The organism is Pseudophaeobacter flagellatus (assembly GCF_021228235.1).
In the GTDB taxonomy this organism is placed as follows: domain Bacteria; phylum Pseudomonadota; class Alphaproteobacteria; order Rhodobacterales; family Rhodobacteraceae; genus Pseudophaeobacter; species Pseudophaeobacter flagellatus.
In genome coordinates this window covers 441,395-458,496 of record NZ_JAJQRG010000003.1, presented here as the reverse complement: position 1 = coordinate 458,496, position 17,102 = coordinate 441,395, and the positions used below count along the sequence as shown (strand labels likewise).

Here is a 17,102-nt window from a genome sequence, read left to right as displayed (position 1 = left end):
ACACGGTGAGGAGGAGAGAACATGGCTACCGTAGAGGACCACACCCCGCCCACCAGCGAGGATTTTCGCCACGAGATCCGCAACTGGTTGCAGCAGAACTGCCCAGCAGAGATGCGCGATGGCGCCGCCGGGGAAGACAGTATCTGCTGGGGCGGCAGCACCTGGGAATTCACATCTGAAGCGCAAAAAGACTGGTTAGAACGCTGTGCCGCGCGGGGTCTCACCGTGCCGACCTGGCCCAAAGCCTATGGCGGGGCAGGGTTTAGCCGCGATCAGGACAAGATCCTGAAGGAAGAAATGCAGGCCATCGGCGCCCGTGTGCCGCTGCAAAGCTTTGGCATCTGGATGCTGGGGCCGGCCCTGCTGAAATTTGGCAGCGAAGAGCAAAAACAACAGTATCTGCCACCAATTGCCCGCGGTGAAATCCGTTGGTGCCAGGGCTATTCCGAACCGGGGGCGGGGTCAGATCTGGCCGGGGTTCAGTGCCATGCGGCCGATCAAGGGGATACCTGGCTGGTCAACGGTCAAAAGATCTGGACCTCCTACGCCGATCGCGCCGACTGGATCTTCGCCCTGCTCAGAACTGATCGGGAGGCCAAGAAACATCTGGGAATTTCCTTTGTTCTGATAGACATGCGCAGCGAAGGTGTCAGCACACGGCCAATTCAGCTCATCTCTGGGGCCTCGCCTTTTTGCGAAACCTTCTTTGATAATGTCACCGTGCCCAAGCAGCAAGTCGTCGGGACCATCAACCGGGGCTGGGATGTGGCGAAATATCTGCTCACCCATGAGCGCGAGATGATCAGCAGTGGCGGCAACGCAATGGGCACGGGGCGCGCCCTTGGCGCGGTTCTGAGCGAAAGCGAAACCGGACAGGGTGACCCGGTACTGCGGGGCGGTGCGATGCGGGCTGAGGTTGACAGCCTTGCGTTTGAGATGACGCTGGAACGGTACAAAGACCAGGCCGAGGGGGGGCAAGGGGTTGGCGATGCCTCTGCCATGTTGAAATACATGGGAACCGAACTGAACAAACAGCGGCTGGAACTGGTGATGGAAGCCGAGGGCAGCGCTGCGCTCACCTGGGGTGAGACACCGGCCTCCGCTTGGCTACGCACCAAGGCAAATTCGATCGAGGGTGGCACCTCCGAGGTGATGCTATCGATCATCAGCCGCCGCATTTTGAATCTTCCAGGATAATAACCATGGCAAAACTCATTGAAACAGAGGAAGAAAACCTCTTGGCAGAGGCCGCTCGTTCGCTCTTGGATAAATCTGCCCCCCTGTCGCATCTGCGGCACATGCGCGACAGCGGTGCCCGCTCGGATCCGGCGCTGTGGCAGGAAATGGTCGCTGCAGGCTGGGCTGGTGTCTTGATCCCAGAAGCCGCCGGCGGCGTTGATATGGGCCATGCTGCCGCCCATGTTCTGGCGCGTGAAATGGGGCGCACCCTGACCGTCAGCCCGTTTCTGAGCACCGCCGTCATGGCCGCAACCCTGTTGCGCCAATTCGACGACGCCACCACCAAGGCAAGGCTGGAAAAGATTGCCAGTGGCGGGCTGACCTATGCGTTTGCCCTGGATGAAACGGCAAAATTTGCCCCCGATAGCATTCAGCTTACGGCGAAAAAACGCGGCAATGGCTATACATTGAACGGAAAAAAGCGTTTTGTTGTAGATGGATGCGACGCAGACCGCATCTTGATCCTAGCTGAGAGCGAGGAAGGGCCTTGTTTGTTCGACTTTGCCAATACTGCCACCAAAGGCTTGCAGCGTGACGCGCTGGAAATGATCGACAGCCGCGATGCTGCAGATCTGACATTTGACGAAGTCGAAGTCACTGGCGATGCGCTTCTAGGGGCTGCTGGGGCCGGGTATGACATACTGAAACCGGCACTAGAGGCCGGGCAGGCCGCGCTGGCCGCGGAAACTGTTGGCCTGTCGCAGGCTGCCTTTGATCTGACCTCTAGCTATCTGAAAGAACGCAAACAATTTGGCACCACCATTGGCAGCTTTCAGGCACTTCAGCACCGCGCCGCACATCTTTGGTGCGAAATAGAACTGACCAAATCCGCCGTCTTGAACGCCGGTCGTGTCCTGGATGAGACCCCTAAAGAGGCCCGGCTTGCAGTGTCGGTTGCCAAGGCGCGGGCGACAGATACCGCGCAAAAATCGGTGCAAGAAGGTGTGCAGATGCATGGCGGCATTGGCATGACTGATGCCTTTGATATGGGATTTTACATGAAACGTGCGCGGGTCGCAGCGGAATGGCTGGGTGACTACGGTTATCATGCTGGTATCGTGGCGCAGTTGCGCGGCTTTTAGGAGAGACGTAGGTGCAGGATTTGTTTACACTGAATGGCAAGACCGCGCTGATTACAGGCGGAGCCACCGGTATCGGCCGTATGGCCGCCGAAGCCATGGTCCGGGCTGGCGCACGGGTGTTGATTGCCTCGCGCAAGGGGGCGGCTTGCGCCGCCGTGGCAGAGGAGCTGAACGCGCTGGATGCACCCGGCACTGCCGAAGGCTTTGGCGGAGATCTTGGCTCGGAGGGCGGGATTGAAGCCCTGGTTGCAGAGATCAAGTCCCGCACGGAACAGCTTGATATCTTGATGAATAACTCTGGCGTTACCTGGGGGGCAGAGCTGCAGGACTTCCCCTATGACGGATGGGAAAAAGTGATGTCAGTGAATGTGACAGCAGTGTTTGACCTGACGCGCCGATTGCTGCCGATGTTGATCAAAAGCGGGGCCTCTGGCGATCCGGCGCGCGTCATCAATGTGGGATCTGTCATGGGCGAAATTCCAATGGGTGATGGCGCCTATAGCTACGCGGCCTCCAAGGCGGCGGTGATCCATCTGTCCAAAATCCTTGCCAAAGAGCTGGCGCATAAGAACGTCACGGTCAACGCCCTGGCACCGGGGCCATTTGTGTCGCGCATGACCGCCTTTGCCACCGGGGATGAGAAAAAGCGAGAAAAAGTCGGCCGGGATGTGCCCCTGGGCCGGGTCGGCCGCTATGAAGATATTGCCGGCTCTGTCCTGTTCCTAAGCGGCAAGGGCGGCGCCTATGTGACCGGCTCTGTGGTGCCGATCTCGGGTGGCATCAATGTTATGTCCGGGCAAAACATCTTTGCCGGTGCGCTGGACGAATAGATGCAGCTTTTGGCAATAAGTTACTGAAAAAGGAAATAAACCGTGCCTTCACACCAAACACGTCTGCCCACTGCGCTGCAGGGGCTGCGCCTTCCTCTCATTGGCTCACCGTTGTTTATCATCTCTGTACCAGAGCTGGTGATCGCGCAGTGCAAGGCAGGGATCGTTGGGGCCTTTCCTGCCCTCAATGCCCGGGAAAATGAGGGCGATCCAATCCTGCTGGAGGCCTGGCTGAAACAGATCACCGAGGCCCTGGATCGACACAATCAGGAAAACCCCGATAGCCCGGCGGCACCTTTTGCGGTCAATCAAATCGTGCATCGTTCCAACGCGCGGCTGGAACGCGATCTGGAGATCTGCAACCGTTGGAAGGTACCAATCTGGATTACCTCGCTTGGGGCCCGTCCCGAAGTCAATGAGGCCGCACATTCCTGTGGTGGCATCGTGCTGCATGATGTGATCAACAATACCTTTGCCAAAAAGGCGATTGAAAAAGGGGCCGATGGGCTGATCGCGGTTGCCGCTGGTGCCGGGGGCCATGCGGGCGAGCAATCTCCCTTTGCCTTGATCCGCGAAATTCGCAGTTGGTTTGACGGGCCGCTGGCGCTCTCAGGGGCGATTGCTAGCGGTGAGGCGCTTTTGGCGGCGCGCGCACTTGGGGCGGATTTTGGCTATGCCGGCTCCCCCTTTATTGCCACCCACGAGGCAAACGCACAGGCCGGTTACAAACAGATGATCGTTGATAGCGGCGCCGAGGATATTGTATACTCATCATTGTTTACAGGTGTTTGGGGTAACTACCTGAAGAAATCCGTCACTCAGGCGGGGCTGGACCCTGATAATCTGCCGCAAGCGGATTCCTCCTCAATGAATTTTGGCAGCGGATCGTCAAAACCCAAAGCCTGGAAGGAAATCTGGGGATCAGGCCAGGGTATTGGTGACGTCAAATCCATCTGCTCTGCACAAGAGCTGATCGACCGTATCGCAGATGAATACCAGCGCGCAGGCCGCGCCTTAGCGCAAGAATTTGGCGCCTGAAGATGGCTGAACTGCTGATTGTGCGTCATGGTCAGGCCTCTTTTGGGGCCGACAATTATGACCGGCTGAGCGATCTGGGTCGGCAGCAGGCGCGTGCTCTGGGGCAAACGCTGCGCGCGCTGAACTGGGTGCCGGATCGCATGATCTGCGGCAGCCTAGAGCGGCAAAAGCAGACTCTCACTGATCTTGGATTTGACCAAGGATTTGAACAGCATACCGGCTGGAACGAATATGATTTCCACGATCTGCTGCACAGCCGGTTTGGCGGAGAGGCCCCGCGAGATGTGATCACCGATCGCAAAACCCACTTTCGCGCCCTGCGTGAAACCCTTGCAGAGTGGCAGGACGGCGGTATTTCCCAGGCGCAAGAGAGCTGGAGCCATTTTTGCCAGCGCGTCGAACAGGCGCGCCAGCATGCAGTGCAGACCCAGGCTAAGCGGGTGCTTGTGGTCAGTTCCGGCGGGGTGATTGCCAGGTTGGTTGCTGCCAGCCTGCAGCTGCCCAATGATCAGATGATTGCGCTAAACCTGCAGATCAAGAACAGTTCAACCAGTCGTTTCGTGTTCTCGAAAGAGAAATTTTTCCTACATGAATTCAATTCTGTGCCGCACTTTCATAACACGGAACGTGCCGCACTTATGACCTACAGCTGACAGGAGCAGAGGATGAGCACAAATACCCAGACCCTCGACCAAGAGGCGGTTGGCACCTATCTGCGCGACCATTTGCCGGGCTTTGACAGCGATTTTGAGGTCCAGAAGTTTGAAACCGGGCAATCTAATCCAACCTTCCTGCTGAAGACGACGGCGGGCAACTATGTGCTGCGGCGCAAACCTCCGGGGATGCTGCTGAAATCAGCACATGCGGTGGACCGTGAATTTCGGGTGCAAAAGGCCCTTTCCGAGACCGAGGTTCCCGTCGCTAAAATGCACCTGCTCTGCGAAGATGACACGGTGATCGGATCCTCTTTTTATGTGATGGATCATGTCGTTGGACGCAATATCACCAATCCGGTCATGCCGGATCTCGACCCTGCGGCCCGCCGGGATGTGATACAGGAGATGAACCGGGTACTGGCCTGTCTGCATCAGGTTGATATCGACGCTGTCGGCCTGTCGGATTTTGGCCCTCCAGGCAATTACTTTGAACGTCAGCTGGGCCGCTGGACGAAGCAATACCGCGCCTCGGAAATCGAAGTGATTCCCGAAATGAACGAGCTGATCGCAGCGTTAGAAAGCGCTATGCCTGCGGATGATGGTCAACGTGGATTGGTGCATGGCGACTATCGGATCGACAATATGATCTTTGCCGCAGATGGGCCTGACTGCCGGGCGGTCCTGGATTGGGAGCTTTCGACAATTGGCCATCCCTATGCCGATCTGGCCGGGGTGATCATGCAGTGGCAAATGCCGCCAGGCGACGAGGGCAGGGGCCTTGCGGGGATTGATCGTGCTGCGCTTGGCCTGCCCTCGGATCACGCCTTTGTTGACAGCTATTGTCAACGGCGCGGGCTAGATGGCATTGATGGTTTTGGCTTCTATCTCTCTTTCAGCTTTTTCCGCATGGGGGCAATTTTGCAAGGCGTGCTGAAACGTGCCATGGATGGCAATGCCTCCAACCCGGAACGCGCGATAAAGCTGGGCGGGTTTGTCTCTCGCTTTGCCCGTAGCGGATTGGATGCGCTCAACAAAAACCTCTGAGGCTGAGAAGCGCTACCCGGCTCCTTGGGTGCGATTTTCTTTACACTCTTTGACTAAACCCTACGTGCCGCGCAAATTTATGCGTGGTTCTACGTAGCTCTTTGCCCTCGACCGATTGGGCCTGGGCTGTGCAATATGTCCCCCAAAGGCCTTTGCCAAGCGCGGGCCTTTATCCAACGAAGGAGGCCCGGAATGGCAGAAGAGGACACCCTTAGTATCCGTGAACATGGTGACGGGATTGTTGAGCTGCAGTTGGGGCGCAGCCCGGTCAATGCGCTGAGCGCTGAATTTCTAATGGAATTTGGCACATTGATCACCCGGCTTGGCACCGACGATGCGGTGCGCGCAATCATTATATCCAGCCCTTTCAAGGTGTTTTCTGCAGGCCTTGACCTGAAGGAGGCACAGGATTTCGATCTTGATCAGCAACACGCCATTGTGCGTGGCCTGAACGAGGGCTTTCTGGCCCTTTACGCCTGTCCCAAACCGGTGGTCGCTTGCGTCGGCGGCGCTGCGATTGCAGGAGGATTGTTCTTTGTGCTGGCCAGTGATCGCAGGGTCGCCATGACAAAGTCCTCATTTGGCCTGGCAGAGGTTCGCGTCGGTGCCGATTTTCCGGTTGGCCCGCTTGAAATCGCCAAGGCAACGCTGGATGCCGATACGCTGCGCCGCTTGATGCTAACGGGCCAGCCCATTGGCCCAATCGCCGCGCGCAATTTTGGCTTTATCGACATTGTCGCAGAAGATCGCGAAGACCTGATGGGCTATTCCCTCGCCGAGGCACGCAAACTCGCCGAACTTCCTTCGATTGCCTATGCCTCCATCAAGCAACAGCTAAGAGGTGACACAATCGCGCGGATCAGAGCGGCGATAGAGGCTGGCGGCAATGCGCCCGAGGGCGGCTGGTTCAACAGCCAGACCAAAGCTGCGATGCAGAGCATGATAGATCGCGGGTAACAGCGCGGCGCGGACAAACGCGCCCGGTTGAAAATAGAAAGGTGTAGGCAATGGATCAGACCCGGCTGGAAAACATTAGGCTTTGGCAGCAGCGCTATGTAGATGAAAGAAAATATGCCGGTAGTGCCCTGTTGATAAAACAGGCGGGCGCCGAATGCTACTTCCATGCGGCCGGGCGGCGCAATGTCGAAGAGAACCTCGACTTCACTCGCGATACGCTGGCGCGGATCTATTCGATGACCAAGCCAGTGACCTCTGTTGCGCTGATGATCCTGGCAGAAAAGGGGCTGTTTCATCTGGATGCGCCTGTGTCGGACTTCATCCCGGAATTTGCCGAGATGCAGGCGCTTATCCCTGGCGCCACCTCGATTGACCAGACAGAGCCAGCCCGTACACCAACCCTGCATGAATTGCTCACCCATACCTCTGGCCTTAGCTATCCCTTCAATCCCGGTGTTCTTTCGCAGGCGATGGATCGCGAACAGCTGATGTTCAAGCCAAACCAAGGCGATCTGGGCAAGATGGTTGCGCATCTGGCCAGCTACCCCTTGGCGTTTCAACCCGGCACGCGATGGGAATATTCCGTTTCCATTGATGTGCTTGGACGGGTGATTGAGGTGGTTTCAGGCCAGAGCCTGGGCGATTTTTTCGCCGCAGAAATTTTCGCCCCCTTAGGCATGGGAGAGACCACTTTCAGGGTGCCACGCACAGCGGGGAACCGGTTTGCCTCTCTCTATACGCCGCTGTCTGGCGATGCCATGGCGCTGAATGCTGCCGAGCCCGGCGGCGAGCGGCTACGGCTTACCGATCTACACGGGGGCTCTCCGTTTGAAACGGCTGACATGATGTCCGGTGGCGGCGGTTTGGTTGGCACAATTGACGATTACATGCGCTTTACAGAGATGCTACGCGAAAAAGGACGGGCAAAGGACGGCTATATCCTGTCGCCAAAAACCATTGAATTCATGATGAAAAACCACCTTCCAGGTGATATTGCCTCGATGGGACCGCAAAGCTTTGCTGAACAGCCGATGGATGGCATGGGCTTTGGTCTGGGCGGGGCTGTGGTGCTTGACCCGGCGCGGGCGCGCTGCCCCGGATCTGTTGGGGATTTCAGCTGGGGTGGCATGGCCTCGACCTTCTTTTGGGTCGACCCCAAGCAGGACCTCTCAGTTGTTTTCTTTACCCAGCTTGCGCCCTCCAGCTCTTATCCGGCGCGGGCGGAACTGAAAGCGCTGGTTCACGGCACGCTGACCGATTAACCTGTGGCAGTAACGCCAATATCCGCTTTAGAAAGATGCGCCAAATGACTGATGCCGGGACTGTTCTTCTCAACCTGCTTGATCTGGAAGAGCTGGATACAAATCTCTATCGGGGCATTGGATCTGGTGGCGAAACCCCAATGCGGATCTATGGCGGACAGGTTATCGCCCAGGCCCTGGCAGCGGCCTATGCGAGCGTGCCAGAACGGCTGTGCCATTCACTGCACGGCTATTTCATCCGTCCGGGCGACCCCAGCAAGCCGGTGATCTATGACGTGGATCCCTCCAGGGATGGCGGCAGTTTTACCACACGCCGCGTGACGGCCATTCAGAATGGTCGTCAGATTCTTAACCTCGCGGCCTCTTTCCATCGCGTCGAAGAGGGCTGGGCACATCAGCATGAAATGCCAGATATCCCGCCACCGGAGGGGCTGTTGTCGCGGGATGAATTGCACCAGAAAAATGCCCATCGCATTGACAAAGAAAACCGCGCCGACTTTATCCGCCAGCGGCCGTTTGAAATTCGCGACATCGAACCCCGAGATCCGCTTAATCCTGGTATTAGCAGTGATATCAACCATATGTGGATCAGAATGGAGGCCGCCAAAGGGGCAGGGCCGCAGTTGCAACATGTGCTGATGGCCTATGCGTCCGATTTTGGTTTACTGGGATCAGCGCTGCGGCCGCATGGGCTGACCTGGCATAAACCCGAAGCCATGACGGCCAGTCTGGATCACGCCATGTGGTTTCACGCGCCGGTGCAGTTCGATGAATGGCATCTCTATACCATGGATTCGCCATTTGCCGGTGGCGGCCGCGGCTTTAACCGCGGCTCTATCTACACTCGGGATGGAAAATTGGTGGCCAGTGTTGCCCAGGAAGGCCTGATGCGACCCATCACCAGTTGATACCTTATCGGCCGGAAAACCGGTCGCGCAGCTTTTGCATGCCGGTGATCCAGCGGCCATAGTTCGCTGTTTTTGCCTGCATGTAATCTTTGACCTGTGGATGCGGAAGCACCAGGAACTCATTGTTTTCAATCGCGTTAACACAAAAATCAGCAACGATTTCAGGTTCTAGCATACCGTCGACACTGGCAACGCTTCCTTCAAATCCCTTGGTCATCTGCGAGCGCACCGCCTGCGGGCACAGAACCGAAACTCCCAGGCCCTGGTCGCCATAGGTGATGGCCAGCCATTCCGCAAAGCCAACCGCAGCGTGTTTTGTTACGCCATAGGGCGCAGCGCCAATCTGGTTTAGCAAACCCGCCGCCGAGGCAGTGTTCAACATATGGCCACCACCGCGTATCATCATCCGGGGTACCAGGTGACGCGCGGCCCAGACATGGGACATCACATTGATATCCCATATCTTTTGCCATTCCTCATTGGCAACTTCAAAGCCACCCATGGTCAGAATGCCCGCGTTGGAACAGAATAGATCAATCGGCGCAATGGTGTCTTCGACCGTTTCTATCAGGTCCTTGATGCTGGATTCATCACGCACATCCACCGCAAAGGCGGTACCTCCGGTCTGCGCTGCAACATCCTGGGCACCTTCGCGGTCGATATCAGCGCAGATGACATGCGAAGCACCAAGAGTGGCAAACCTCTGCACCAGCGCCTTGCCAATGCCCTGAGCGGCACCGGTCACAACAATACAACTGCCCTTGATATCCATTTCGATCGCCTTGTCCCTGGTTTTATGCAAGAAAGGCTATCGCGCAAAATACACTCTGCCAATCCTGTGTGACGGAACGGAATGTGATAATTTACCATAATACTGATTATGCGACTATTCGATATGGACAAGTTTGCGATTTCGTTACGGTTGTGGTGAACCCTGTTTAGCGCGTTCGCAAATGACGGGTCAAGCCCCTTAGCTCTTTTTGCGCGAAACCCAATCAGCAACGCCCGGCATCGTCTTGCGAGCAAAGGCAAAACTTACCGATGCAAGAACGCTCCACTTGTACCAATCCGGCACACCCTGAAGCGCCGCAAAACCGTCTGCCACGGCATCGCCAGCGCCAAGGAATGCCAGCACCAGAGGCACAGTCAAAACGGCTGTCCAGTATTCATCAAGCCAACTGTTGCGAGCGTTCTCAGCCGCCATGGCCTCCCATGCGCCATCTTGTTGCGCCCGCGACTGCGTGGCGGTAGTCTGGGCCTCAATTTTCGCCACCTTTAAGCGGCTGCGCGCTTCTACAATTTTGCTCCCAATCCCAAGCAGTTCTGCAATCCATTTCATCTGAAAACCTCCCGTTCCATATTGGATATTTTGACGCCATGGCGTCCAATTTCTTCGCCGTGCTCAACTACCTTGTTGGCCACCTTGTCCAAGGTCGCGATCAGCCTGCGCGTAAAGAACCAAATGACAGCGCCAGCACCGCCGCCCATGATCCAATTTGATAAATACATATGATCCAATGGTTTAACGCCCAATCATGCGAAACAGACCGTACCCGGCCATGAGTACCAAGCCAATTTGCAGCGGCTTGGTGAAGCGAAACCCGCCGCCGTCGTAATCAAACAGCGTCCCATGACCGGGCAATTGACCGGCCACCATACCCGCAACCCAGCTGCCGCCCTCATCGCGGGCGGTGGCCGCAGGTTCTGGGGCGTCCGAGCCAAGGCCCAGAGTTTCTTTTGCGCTTTCCCAATAGCTCATTTCTTTGACGCCATCTGATAGGCTGCATAGACCACCAGCGCCCCGACACCGACCGGCACTGCAATGCGCAAACCGTCTTCAAGTCCTTCGCTAATGTTGCGGGCCGCAACAAAGCTCCCAGCCCCTGCGCCTGCGCCCATCACAGCGACACCGACACCGGCCCCGCCTGCAAACCATGCCCAAACCGGAATTGCGGCCAATGGTAGTACCATTTTATTATCTCCTAGGTGATTGTTTCTGATCTTGTTCTAAGGGTATTCCATCGCCTTAAAACCTTGCTGTAATAGCCATCATTTTCGGCATTTTTTCCGCCGCCCATGAATTTATCGGCGCCACCCGGTCCACCGTTATAGGCCCGAATGTACCACTCCCAAGAGCGCCCGTTTCGGATCGTGTGCAGATATTCCATGTAGGCAGTGCCGAAATAAATTGACCCCTCGGCAGTCATGAGGTTGGCCATTGTCGGTTGGATCCGGCCATAGCCTAAGCGGTCATGCAAATCTCTGCCGGTGGACGGCATAACCTGCATGAGACCCCGCGCCCCGGCGCTGCTAATTGCGCGCACCTTCCCGCGGCTTTCCTGCCACATGATCGCGGCCGCCAATTCAGGCTCTGTTGCCGCATAGCTAGAAACCCACGTCCAATTCTCGCGCAGTAAATTTTCTTCCAGCGTACCCGGTGTTGAAACCGAAAAACCCACAGGCTGAACGGTGGGGCCAGAGCCGCCCTGCCCCATGACAGCCCCGTAGGCGTATTCTGGCGGCAAATACTGATCCAAGTACCCAGATTGCCAAGCATACCACCCAGCGCCGCCCAGTGCCGCCAGAATGGCCAGCCTAGACATCTTCGGCGCTCACGTAAGGCAGGTCAAACGCTTCAAAATTGACTTGCAGACTCCCGCCGTGGAGGCGCGCGACAAGGATGGGCCGCCCTGGCTCCAATGTGACGGTGGTCATTCGGTCTTGATAAGCCAGAAGCTTGCCAGCATCTTCCAGCGCGGCAAAGTCCGGCAGGCTGATAATGCGCAGTTCGCCACCGATTGAAAAATGCTCGATCCCGTCAACAAAACTTGGCTTGATGTTGCGTATCAGCTCGCTTGCTGAAAATGCCCCAAGGTCCGCCTCATCAAGGGAAATAACCTTGCAAGCCACCGACATTTCCAAGTCAATCGAAGTTGGAACTGTTTCAGTGAAAAACAGCGTCGCGCGGTAAAATTCAGTTAGGCCAAGGCTAGAACCGTCGACACTTTCAACCCCTGCCAACGAACGGATTGTGGGAAAGTAGCGGCGGGATGCAATGCTATGATTTCCCGTAAAGTTTACGGGCGCGTCTTGTACGATCGTTGCGCTGCCAGTCCGAGAAAAAGGGTTTTTGAGTTCAATATATTCACCCTCACAGGCAACGCATTGACCCTCCCGCAAATAGATATCCTCTCCATTCATACGGACAAAAACGCCGGGGAACTGCCCCCCGAGGTATCCAATTGTTTCAGATTTCGCGAGCCGCTTTGTCTCAAACGATGTAAGCACCATATTGCGGGGCGTTTTCATTGTTTATTCCTTGTGATGAGGTAGAGGGCACCAAGCCCAAAAATGACCATAAAAGCCGAAATTGCCTGCACCATGTCAGTAGTAGTTGAAGCTTTAACATCCCCAACGATTTCAAGCGCTTGCTCAACGGCGCTGCTGCTGTCGTTGGTCAACTGCTCGGCCAAATCAAAGGTTCTATTTGTGGACATATCCACAAAGTCGATCACGTATTTCCCCGCGTCCATTTGCTCCTTAAGCATCCGAACCCCGGTGTCCAGCATGTGATAATTTGCGCCTTCAAGCCGGATCTGTTGATTGTCTGCCAAGGTCATGATTTCAGAGCCAAGCGTAAGCAATTCAGACAGTTGGACGCTGCTGTTTGTCATCATGACCTCAAAGGCCGCTTTATGGCCTTCAATGGTTTTCATCATCACCTGATCGGACGGATCAACAATAATGCTATCCAGAATTTGGGTTCCTGAACCGTTGGTGGCGCTTAGGTCCATCGCGTAGTTGTTTGTCTCGGTCGAAGTTGCAGAACTGGCCTTGCTACCCATGAAACACACCCATGGGAACACCGTCAGCGTCGATGGCTGAAAGTGCATTCTCTGCCCCTAAAATTCGGGCATAGGTGCGGATCTGGTCAGCATGAACGCGCAATGGGCTGCTGATGCATTGAGCCGCGCCAAAAAGGCCACGAATTGCCATTGCGCCAAGGCCAGTCAGCCACGACCGCGCCACGTAGATAACCACCATTCCATCATCGTCGGGGCCGATCACGGCATAGGCTGCTAGTTCTCCAGTGTCGCGGTTTTCAATGCTAATGGTTGCCGTATCCGGGCGGGCCCCGACTTCAAGAGCTAGGGCAAGTTCAGCAGCATCTGCAATCTGGCCATGAAAGCGCTCTGGCAGTGGTGCAAGCGATGTTGAGAAGCGGGAATTTGTCAACGCCTTCATTTGAAAACCTTCTCAAAAGCCCATTTCGCCAGCACTGCCACCAGAACACCTTGGATGACTTGCCCGCCAAGATTTGCGATTGGGTTAGAGTTGGCCGCCGCGCCACCGTCTCCGGTGATTTTATCGCCAAAATCCACTGTAAAATCTCCTGCATCAATAAGGTTGTCACCGGTGTCTGCCGCCGATGAGGGGCTGAGCGTTAAGCTAAGAGGGGGTGCAGCCATGACTATTTCCCGGCGATGATAAGAACGGCGACAAGGGCCGCAGCCCCAAGCGCCCAGTATTTCGTCAACTCGACATTATCGCCGCGCTGCCAAGCTGATTTTGCGAGCATATCGGCTGTTTCTGCGTCCCGTTCGTCGCGGCGCAATTCAAACCAGCCGCGCTTGGCGTCAACAATGTGATCCGAGGTGTCGGAAAGATCCTCAGTGACCCCTTCCACACGGTCAGCCACACCGGCCAGCCCGTCAAAGAAGCCCCAGACCTTTTTCCAGCCGTCACCCGCATAGTTCGTGTCGTCAGGATGCCCGACGTCTCCGGTTGCCTCTGTCGCCATGTCTCACCTTGAATTCAGTTTTGCCCCGCGCAGTCGCTGCGCAGGGCTAGGGGATTTAGCCTTGGGTGGCGTAAGCGCCCACTTGATCAACAATCACATTCAGCTCGTTGGCCGCGTCCATATCCACGACAATGCGAATATCGGCGTTGCGCTTGCGCTGGTCGCTCCGTTCCAGCGACTTCAAAGCTTTGGTGATCTCATTGGACCGCATGAAGTCAAAAACGATCCCATTGCCCAGGGCGGTTGTGTCTGCGCCGTAAAGCAGGTTGAAAGCTTCGATTTGGTAGTTGCGAGCGTCGAAAATCTCGACGTCATCAACCACGAATTTGGCGCTCTTGATGCCCTCGCCCAAGACGTAGATTGCGCCGATATCAGAGTGGATCGGCAGGCCGGAAATGGTATATTCACCAGCCGACGCAGGGGAATGCCGATTTGATTTAATCGTGCGCAGGTGGGTCACATGGCGGCGTGTTGAGGTGTATTCGGCCATACCCGCAAGCTGCATGTTGCCATCGTTCCAATCAGAAGTCAGATCGACAAGAATGCGGACGGAGCGCAGATTGCTGGTTCCCAGAGCGTAGACGTCTTCCACCCGCTTATCGTCAAACTGATGTGGCCCGCCGAAGTGCATCCACCACACGCCGTCCGCGACGTTGTAGCCATCCTTGGCGTTGAACTTGATCCAGTCTGCCATGCTCAAATTTTGTTCAACCACGCCGTCAATCTCTAGGCGGACACGCGTGATATATTTGGACAGATTGGCGGTGTTAACGATGTGCCGGCCATCGCGCTGAAACGTCTCCCCGGCAATCGCAACCGAAGACCAGATCGAAAACTGAAGCACCTGATAGGTATAGGCGCCAGTCTTTAGGTCCATGGTTGCGGTGCCGTCCGCGTAGGCGGGCGAGGTGGTGAAGACGTTGCGCACTTTGGCGATTGCCGTTGTGGTCTGCGCCTTCTGCGCCAGCTCCTTGCCGACACCTGCTGTTTTGATACGACGCATGAGCTTAGCCCACCAGCGCGTTGTATGTGGGGTTGCGGCGCAGCACGTTGTCCAGTGCGAGGCCTGCTGCAACGCCAAGTGCCATTGTCAGGAACAGTTTTGTGTTTGCCTTCATGTCATTTTCCTTAAATTTCAGGGTCTGCAATCCGATTTTTCGGCTTTGCCTATCGCGCTCCCTTTAAACACGAAATAACTCATCCAAGTAATTGAATTTATGCGCATATTAGCGCGCATATGCGCTCATAAATATTGAGCATATGCGCGTATTTTGCTACATTTCACCCGCGTCTAATGTAAGGAAAAGCAAAATGTTACCATCCTTTGAACAAGCGTATTTCGTGAATGGGCCGCGCCTGAAGACCGTGGAAACAATAATTCAAGTATCACGCGCCCACTTCAATCGGTGGTCACGAGGGGCGACCCGGTGCCCCCTGCATCGCCGCCAATCAGTTGATCGCTTTTTTGGTCAATCCGTTGATTGGGAACAGTACGACCGCGAATGCAACGCGATATCTCGCCTTAAACCACACCAGAGCGCCAAAGAGGCCGCACAGATGCCCACTACAGCCCGCCCGCTGCCCACCCCTGCCGAAACCGCAAAGGAGCGCCCCACCCCTCCCTTGCCGTCCGAGGAGCTAAACGCCTTTGAAGAAGTATATGGAAAATTCTAATGTATGATGTCGCCTTGGAAGCGCTGGAAGCCGCCACGCTGAACACCCCGCCGTCACAGGTCGCAAACCTTCCCGCGCCGATTGCAGAACGGCCCACCGATGCAGCTCCCCAAGAACTTTCAGAGGTGACGGACCCGCCCCGCGACCTCATGACGCCAACTGAGTTTGGCGCGATGTGGAAAATGGCGCACCACATGGGGGGAGCGCTCATTTCCAAGCGCATCAACGCGCGCGTCGAACTGGCAGAAGCTGCATCAAATGAAATTGGCGACGAGGCTTGTGCGGCTTGTTACGAACTGGCCGAACAATACGCCCCTTGGATGCTGGATAAAGCCAAAGGCACCATCGGCAAAATCATGGCCGTTGGAATGCATGGCTATATGTGCTTGCAGATGGTCCGCGAGGCACAATCCGCCCCGCCTGCCCAGCAAACCGAATTCAACACCCAGAGGGCAGAAGCATGATCAAACCAGCTTATGAGTTCCCCGCAGACGTCCCAACAAAGCCGTTTTTTGAAGAAGTGACTGCCGTTTATGGCGGGCGCGGATCTGGGAAGACGACCAAAGCCAAGGGCCTGATCGTTGAACAGAAACCCCCGCAGGTGATTTGGATCGACCCGACGTTACCGGCTGCAACCACATATGCCAGCCTGCGGGCCGATATTGAGGGCGGAACGCGGCTGATCCAAGTTGGCGCACCCGATCCCGAGATTGCCATTAAGACGCTACATATCGCGTTTGGTCTAAGCTCAAAGGAACGTCCGCTTTACGTCGTTTGTGACGAGGCCGCGACCTACCTTCGCTCGCAAAATGAAATGATGATGCGGATTTTCAATATGGGCCGCCATGCGGGGATGGGCATCATGCTTTTGACCCAGCGCCCAAGCGGCGTTCATCCGAACTATCGCGAACAATCCGCAAAGACTTTCTGGGGCCGCCTCAGTGGCTCAAACGATATTTCGCTGGCCGCCTCCCTGATCGGTCAAAAAAAGGCGCAGACGCGCCGCAACGCGCCCGTTGGCGACTTCTTAGAGGACTAATGCCATGAACTCACACCTGCAGAAATTTGATCATTACAGCCTGTTCCCCCTGGACGAATGGCGCTGGCCGAACTTCTCCCCGCTTGAAATGGCCTGTCGTGGTAGCGGGGCGCTTATGGTCGATTTTGACGCCATGGACTGCCTGCAAGCCTTGCGTGACGACCTCGGCAAGCCGATCTATCTCAACAGCGCCTATCGCTCGCCGGAACACAATAGGCGCGTTGGCGGGGCGGAACAGTCCCAGCACCTGCGCGCCCGTGCCTACGATATCAACTTGCGGAACCATGACCCTCGCCAACTTGAGGCCGCCGCGCAAAAAGCCGGATTCAGCAGTTTCGGCACCTATCCCAAGCAAAACTTTCTCCATATCGACACGCGGGAACAACCGGCGCGATGGGGTGAACCATTCCCGGCAGCGCCACCACAAGAAGCGCAAGCGACCCGCCAGCCCAAAGCCAGCCGCCCCAGTCTGCCGCGCTCTCGCCGTGATCGCTGGGGGCGTATCCGCAGCCGGTAATTCCACAACCTCCGAAAGCCTCCCCCTCCCCCATGTCATTGTGCGGGAGGGGTTT

23 protein-coding genes are annotated in these 17,102 nt (G+C 56.3%); 12 read left to right on the top strand and 11 right to left on the bottom strand.

The annotated features are described in order from the left end of the window. Positions 1-21: 21 nt before the first annotated feature. The 9 genes from LRK71_RS08610 to LRK71_RS08570 all read left to right on the top strand — a co-directional run bounded on the left by LRK71_RS08610 (position 22) and on the right by LRK71_RS08570 (position 9,016). Entirely contained in the window at positions 22-1,197 is a 1,176-nt protein-coding gene (locus LRK71_RS08610; protein WP_232402644.1) for an acyl-CoA dehydrogenase family protein, read from the top strand. A 5-nt stretch (positions 1,198-1,202) separates the two neighbouring features. Beyond that, the gene (locus LRK71_RS08605; protein WP_232402642.1) at positions 1,203-2,321 is read left to right on the top strand and encodes an acyl-CoA dehydrogenase family protein; all 1,119 of its coding nucleotides are present in this window, start codon (positions 1,203-1,205) and stop codon (positions 2,319-2,321) included. 11 nt (positions 2,322-2,332) lie between these two features. Then, positions 2,333-3,151, top strand: a complete 819-nt coding sequence (locus LRK71_RS08600; protein WP_232402639.1) for an SDR family NAD(P)-dependent oxidoreductase — start codon at positions 2,333-2,335, stop codon at positions 3,149-3,151. A gap of 42 nt (positions 3,152-3,193) precedes the next feature. Continuing rightward, positions 3,194-4,189, top strand: a complete 996-nt coding sequence (locus LRK71_RS08595) for an NAD(P)H-dependent flavin oxidoreductase (RefSeq protein WP_232402637.1) — start codon at positions 3,194-3,196, stop codon at positions 4,187-4,189. A 2-nt stretch (positions 4,190-4,191) separates the two neighbouring features. Then, positions 4,192-4,842 (top strand): histidine phosphatase family protein, encoded by a 651-nt coding sequence (locus LRK71_RS08590; protein ID WP_232402635.1) that lies wholly within the window; start codon positions 4,192-4,194, stop codon positions 4,840-4,842. Between the two features lie 12 nt (positions 4,843-4,854). After that, positions 4,855-5,889 (top strand): phosphotransferase family protein, encoded by a 1,035-nt coding sequence (locus LRK71_RS08585; RefSeq protein ID WP_232402633.1) that lies wholly within the window; start codon positions 4,855-4,857, stop codon positions 5,887-5,889. Between the two features lie 192 nt (positions 5,890-6,081). Beyond that, positions 6,082-6,846 (top strand): enoyl-CoA hydratase/isomerase family protein, encoded by a 765-nt coding sequence (locus LRK71_RS08580; protein ID WP_232402632.1) that lies wholly within the window; start codon positions 6,082-6,084, stop codon positions 6,844-6,846. 50 nt (positions 6,847-6,896) lie between these two features. Beyond that, the gene (locus LRK71_RS08575; protein WP_232402630.1) at positions 6,897-8,108 is read left to right on the top strand and encodes a serine hydrolase domain-containing protein; all 1,212 of its coding nucleotides are present in this window, start codon (positions 6,897-6,899) and stop codon (positions 8,106-8,108) included. A gap of 44 nt (positions 8,109-8,152) precedes the next feature. Further along, positions 8,153-9,016 carry an acyl-CoA thioesterase gene (locus tag LRK71_RS08570; protein ID WP_232402628.1) on the top strand — a complete coding sequence of 288 codons (864 nt, stop codon included), beginning with the start codon at positions 8,153-8,155 and terminating at the stop codon, positions 9,014-9,016. Between the two features lie 4 nt (positions 9,017-9,020). On the opposite strand, the gene LRK71_RS08565 is transcribed toward LRK71_RS08570, so the two are convergent. The 11 genes from LRK71_RS08565 to LRK71_RS08515 all read right to left on the bottom strand — a co-directional run bounded on the left by LRK71_RS08565 (position 9,021) and on the right by LRK71_RS08515 (position 14,820). Then, positions 9,021-9,788 (bottom strand): SDR family oxidoreductase, encoded by a 768-nt coding sequence (locus tag LRK71_RS08565; protein WP_232402617.1) that lies wholly within the window; start codon positions 9,786-9,788, stop codon positions 9,021-9,023. A gap of 198 nt (positions 9,789-9,986) precedes the next feature. Continuing rightward, positions 9,987-10,355, bottom strand: coding sequence for a hypothetical protein (locus tag LRK71_RS08560; protein WP_232402615.1), 369 nt, complete (start codon positions 10,353-10,355; stop codon positions 9,987-9,989). Positions 10,356-10,538: 183 nt separating this feature from the next. After that, complete coding sequence (locus LRK71_RS08555; RefSeq protein WP_232402613.1) at positions 10,539-10,775, bottom strand: hotdog family protein; 237 nt, start codon at positions 10,773-10,775, stop codon at positions 10,539-10,541. After that, positions 10,772-10,987, bottom strand: a complete 216-nt coding sequence (locus tag LRK71_RS08550; protein ID WP_232402611.1) for a hypothetical protein — start codon at positions 10,985-10,987, stop codon at positions 10,772-10,774. The genes LRK71_RS08555 and LRK71_RS08550 overlap by 4 nt, the downstream gene beginning before the upstream one ends. Before the next feature lie 11 nt (positions 10,988-10,998). After that, positions 10,999-11,619 carry a lytic transglycosylase domain-containing protein gene (locus LRK71_RS08545; protein ID WP_232402609.1) on the bottom strand — a complete coding sequence of 207 codons (621 nt, stop codon included), beginning with the start codon at positions 11,617-11,619 and terminating at the stop codon, positions 10,999-11,001. Further along, complete coding sequence (locus LRK71_RS08540) at positions 11,612-12,325, bottom strand: hypothetical protein (RefSeq protein ID WP_232402607.1); 714 nt, start codon at positions 12,323-12,325, stop codon at positions 11,612-11,614. The genes LRK71_RS08545 and LRK71_RS08540 overlap by 8 nt, the downstream gene beginning before the upstream one ends. Continuing rightward, positions 12,322-12,861 carry a hypothetical protein gene (locus tag LRK71_RS08535; RefSeq protein ID WP_232402606.1) on the bottom strand — a complete coding sequence of 180 codons (540 nt, stop codon included), beginning with the start codon at positions 12,859-12,861 and terminating at the stop codon, positions 12,322-12,324. Before LRK71_RS08535 ends, LRK71_RS08540 begins: the two co-directional genes overlap by 4 nt. Continuing rightward, complete coding sequence (locus LRK71_RS08530) at positions 12,854-13,261, bottom strand: hypothetical protein (protein ID WP_232402605.1); 408 nt, start codon at positions 13,259-13,261, stop codon at positions 12,854-12,856. Before LRK71_RS08530 ends, LRK71_RS08535 begins: the two co-directional genes overlap by 8 nt. Further along, positions 13,258-13,485 carry a hypothetical protein gene (locus LRK71_RS08525; RefSeq protein ID WP_232402604.1) on the bottom strand — a complete coding sequence of 76 codons (228 nt, stop codon included), beginning with the start codon at positions 13,483-13,485 and terminating at the stop codon, positions 13,258-13,260. The genes LRK71_RS08530 and LRK71_RS08525 overlap by 4 nt, the downstream gene beginning before the upstream one ends. Positions 13,486-13,487: 2 nt before the next feature. Next, positions 13,488-13,817, bottom strand: a complete 330-nt coding sequence (locus LRK71_RS08520) for a hypothetical protein (protein ID WP_232402603.1) — start codon at positions 13,815-13,817, stop codon at positions 13,488-13,490. Between the two features lie 55 nt (positions 13,818-13,872). Next, positions 13,873-14,820: a hypothetical protein gene (locus LRK71_RS08515; protein WP_232402602.1), complete on the bottom strand. Its 948-nt coding sequence runs from the start codon at positions 14,818-14,820 to the stop codon at positions 13,873-13,875. A gap of 670 nt (positions 14,821-15,490) precedes the next feature. Between LRK71_RS08515 and LRK71_RS08510 the strand changes: the two genes are divergently transcribed. From LRK71_RS08510 to LRK71_RS08500, 3 genes are read left to right on the top strand one after another with little or no spacing between them, the layout of a single operon-like run. Beyond that, entirely contained in the window at positions 15,491-15,955 is a 465-nt protein-coding gene (locus LRK71_RS08510) for a hypothetical protein (RefSeq protein ID WP_232402601.1), read from the top strand. Next, entirely contained in the window at positions 15,952-16,530 is a 579-nt protein-coding gene (locus LRK71_RS08505) for an ATP-binding protein (RefSeq protein WP_232402600.1), read from the top strand. Before LRK71_RS08510 ends, LRK71_RS08505 begins: the two co-directional genes overlap by 4 nt. A 4-nt stretch (positions 16,531-16,534) precedes the next feature. After that, entirely contained in the window at positions 16,535-17,047 is a 513-nt protein-coding gene (locus tag LRK71_RS08500) for a D-Ala-D-Ala carboxypeptidase family metallohydrolase (RefSeq protein WP_232402598.1), read from the top strand. Positions 17,048-17,102: the final 55 nt, after the last annotated feature.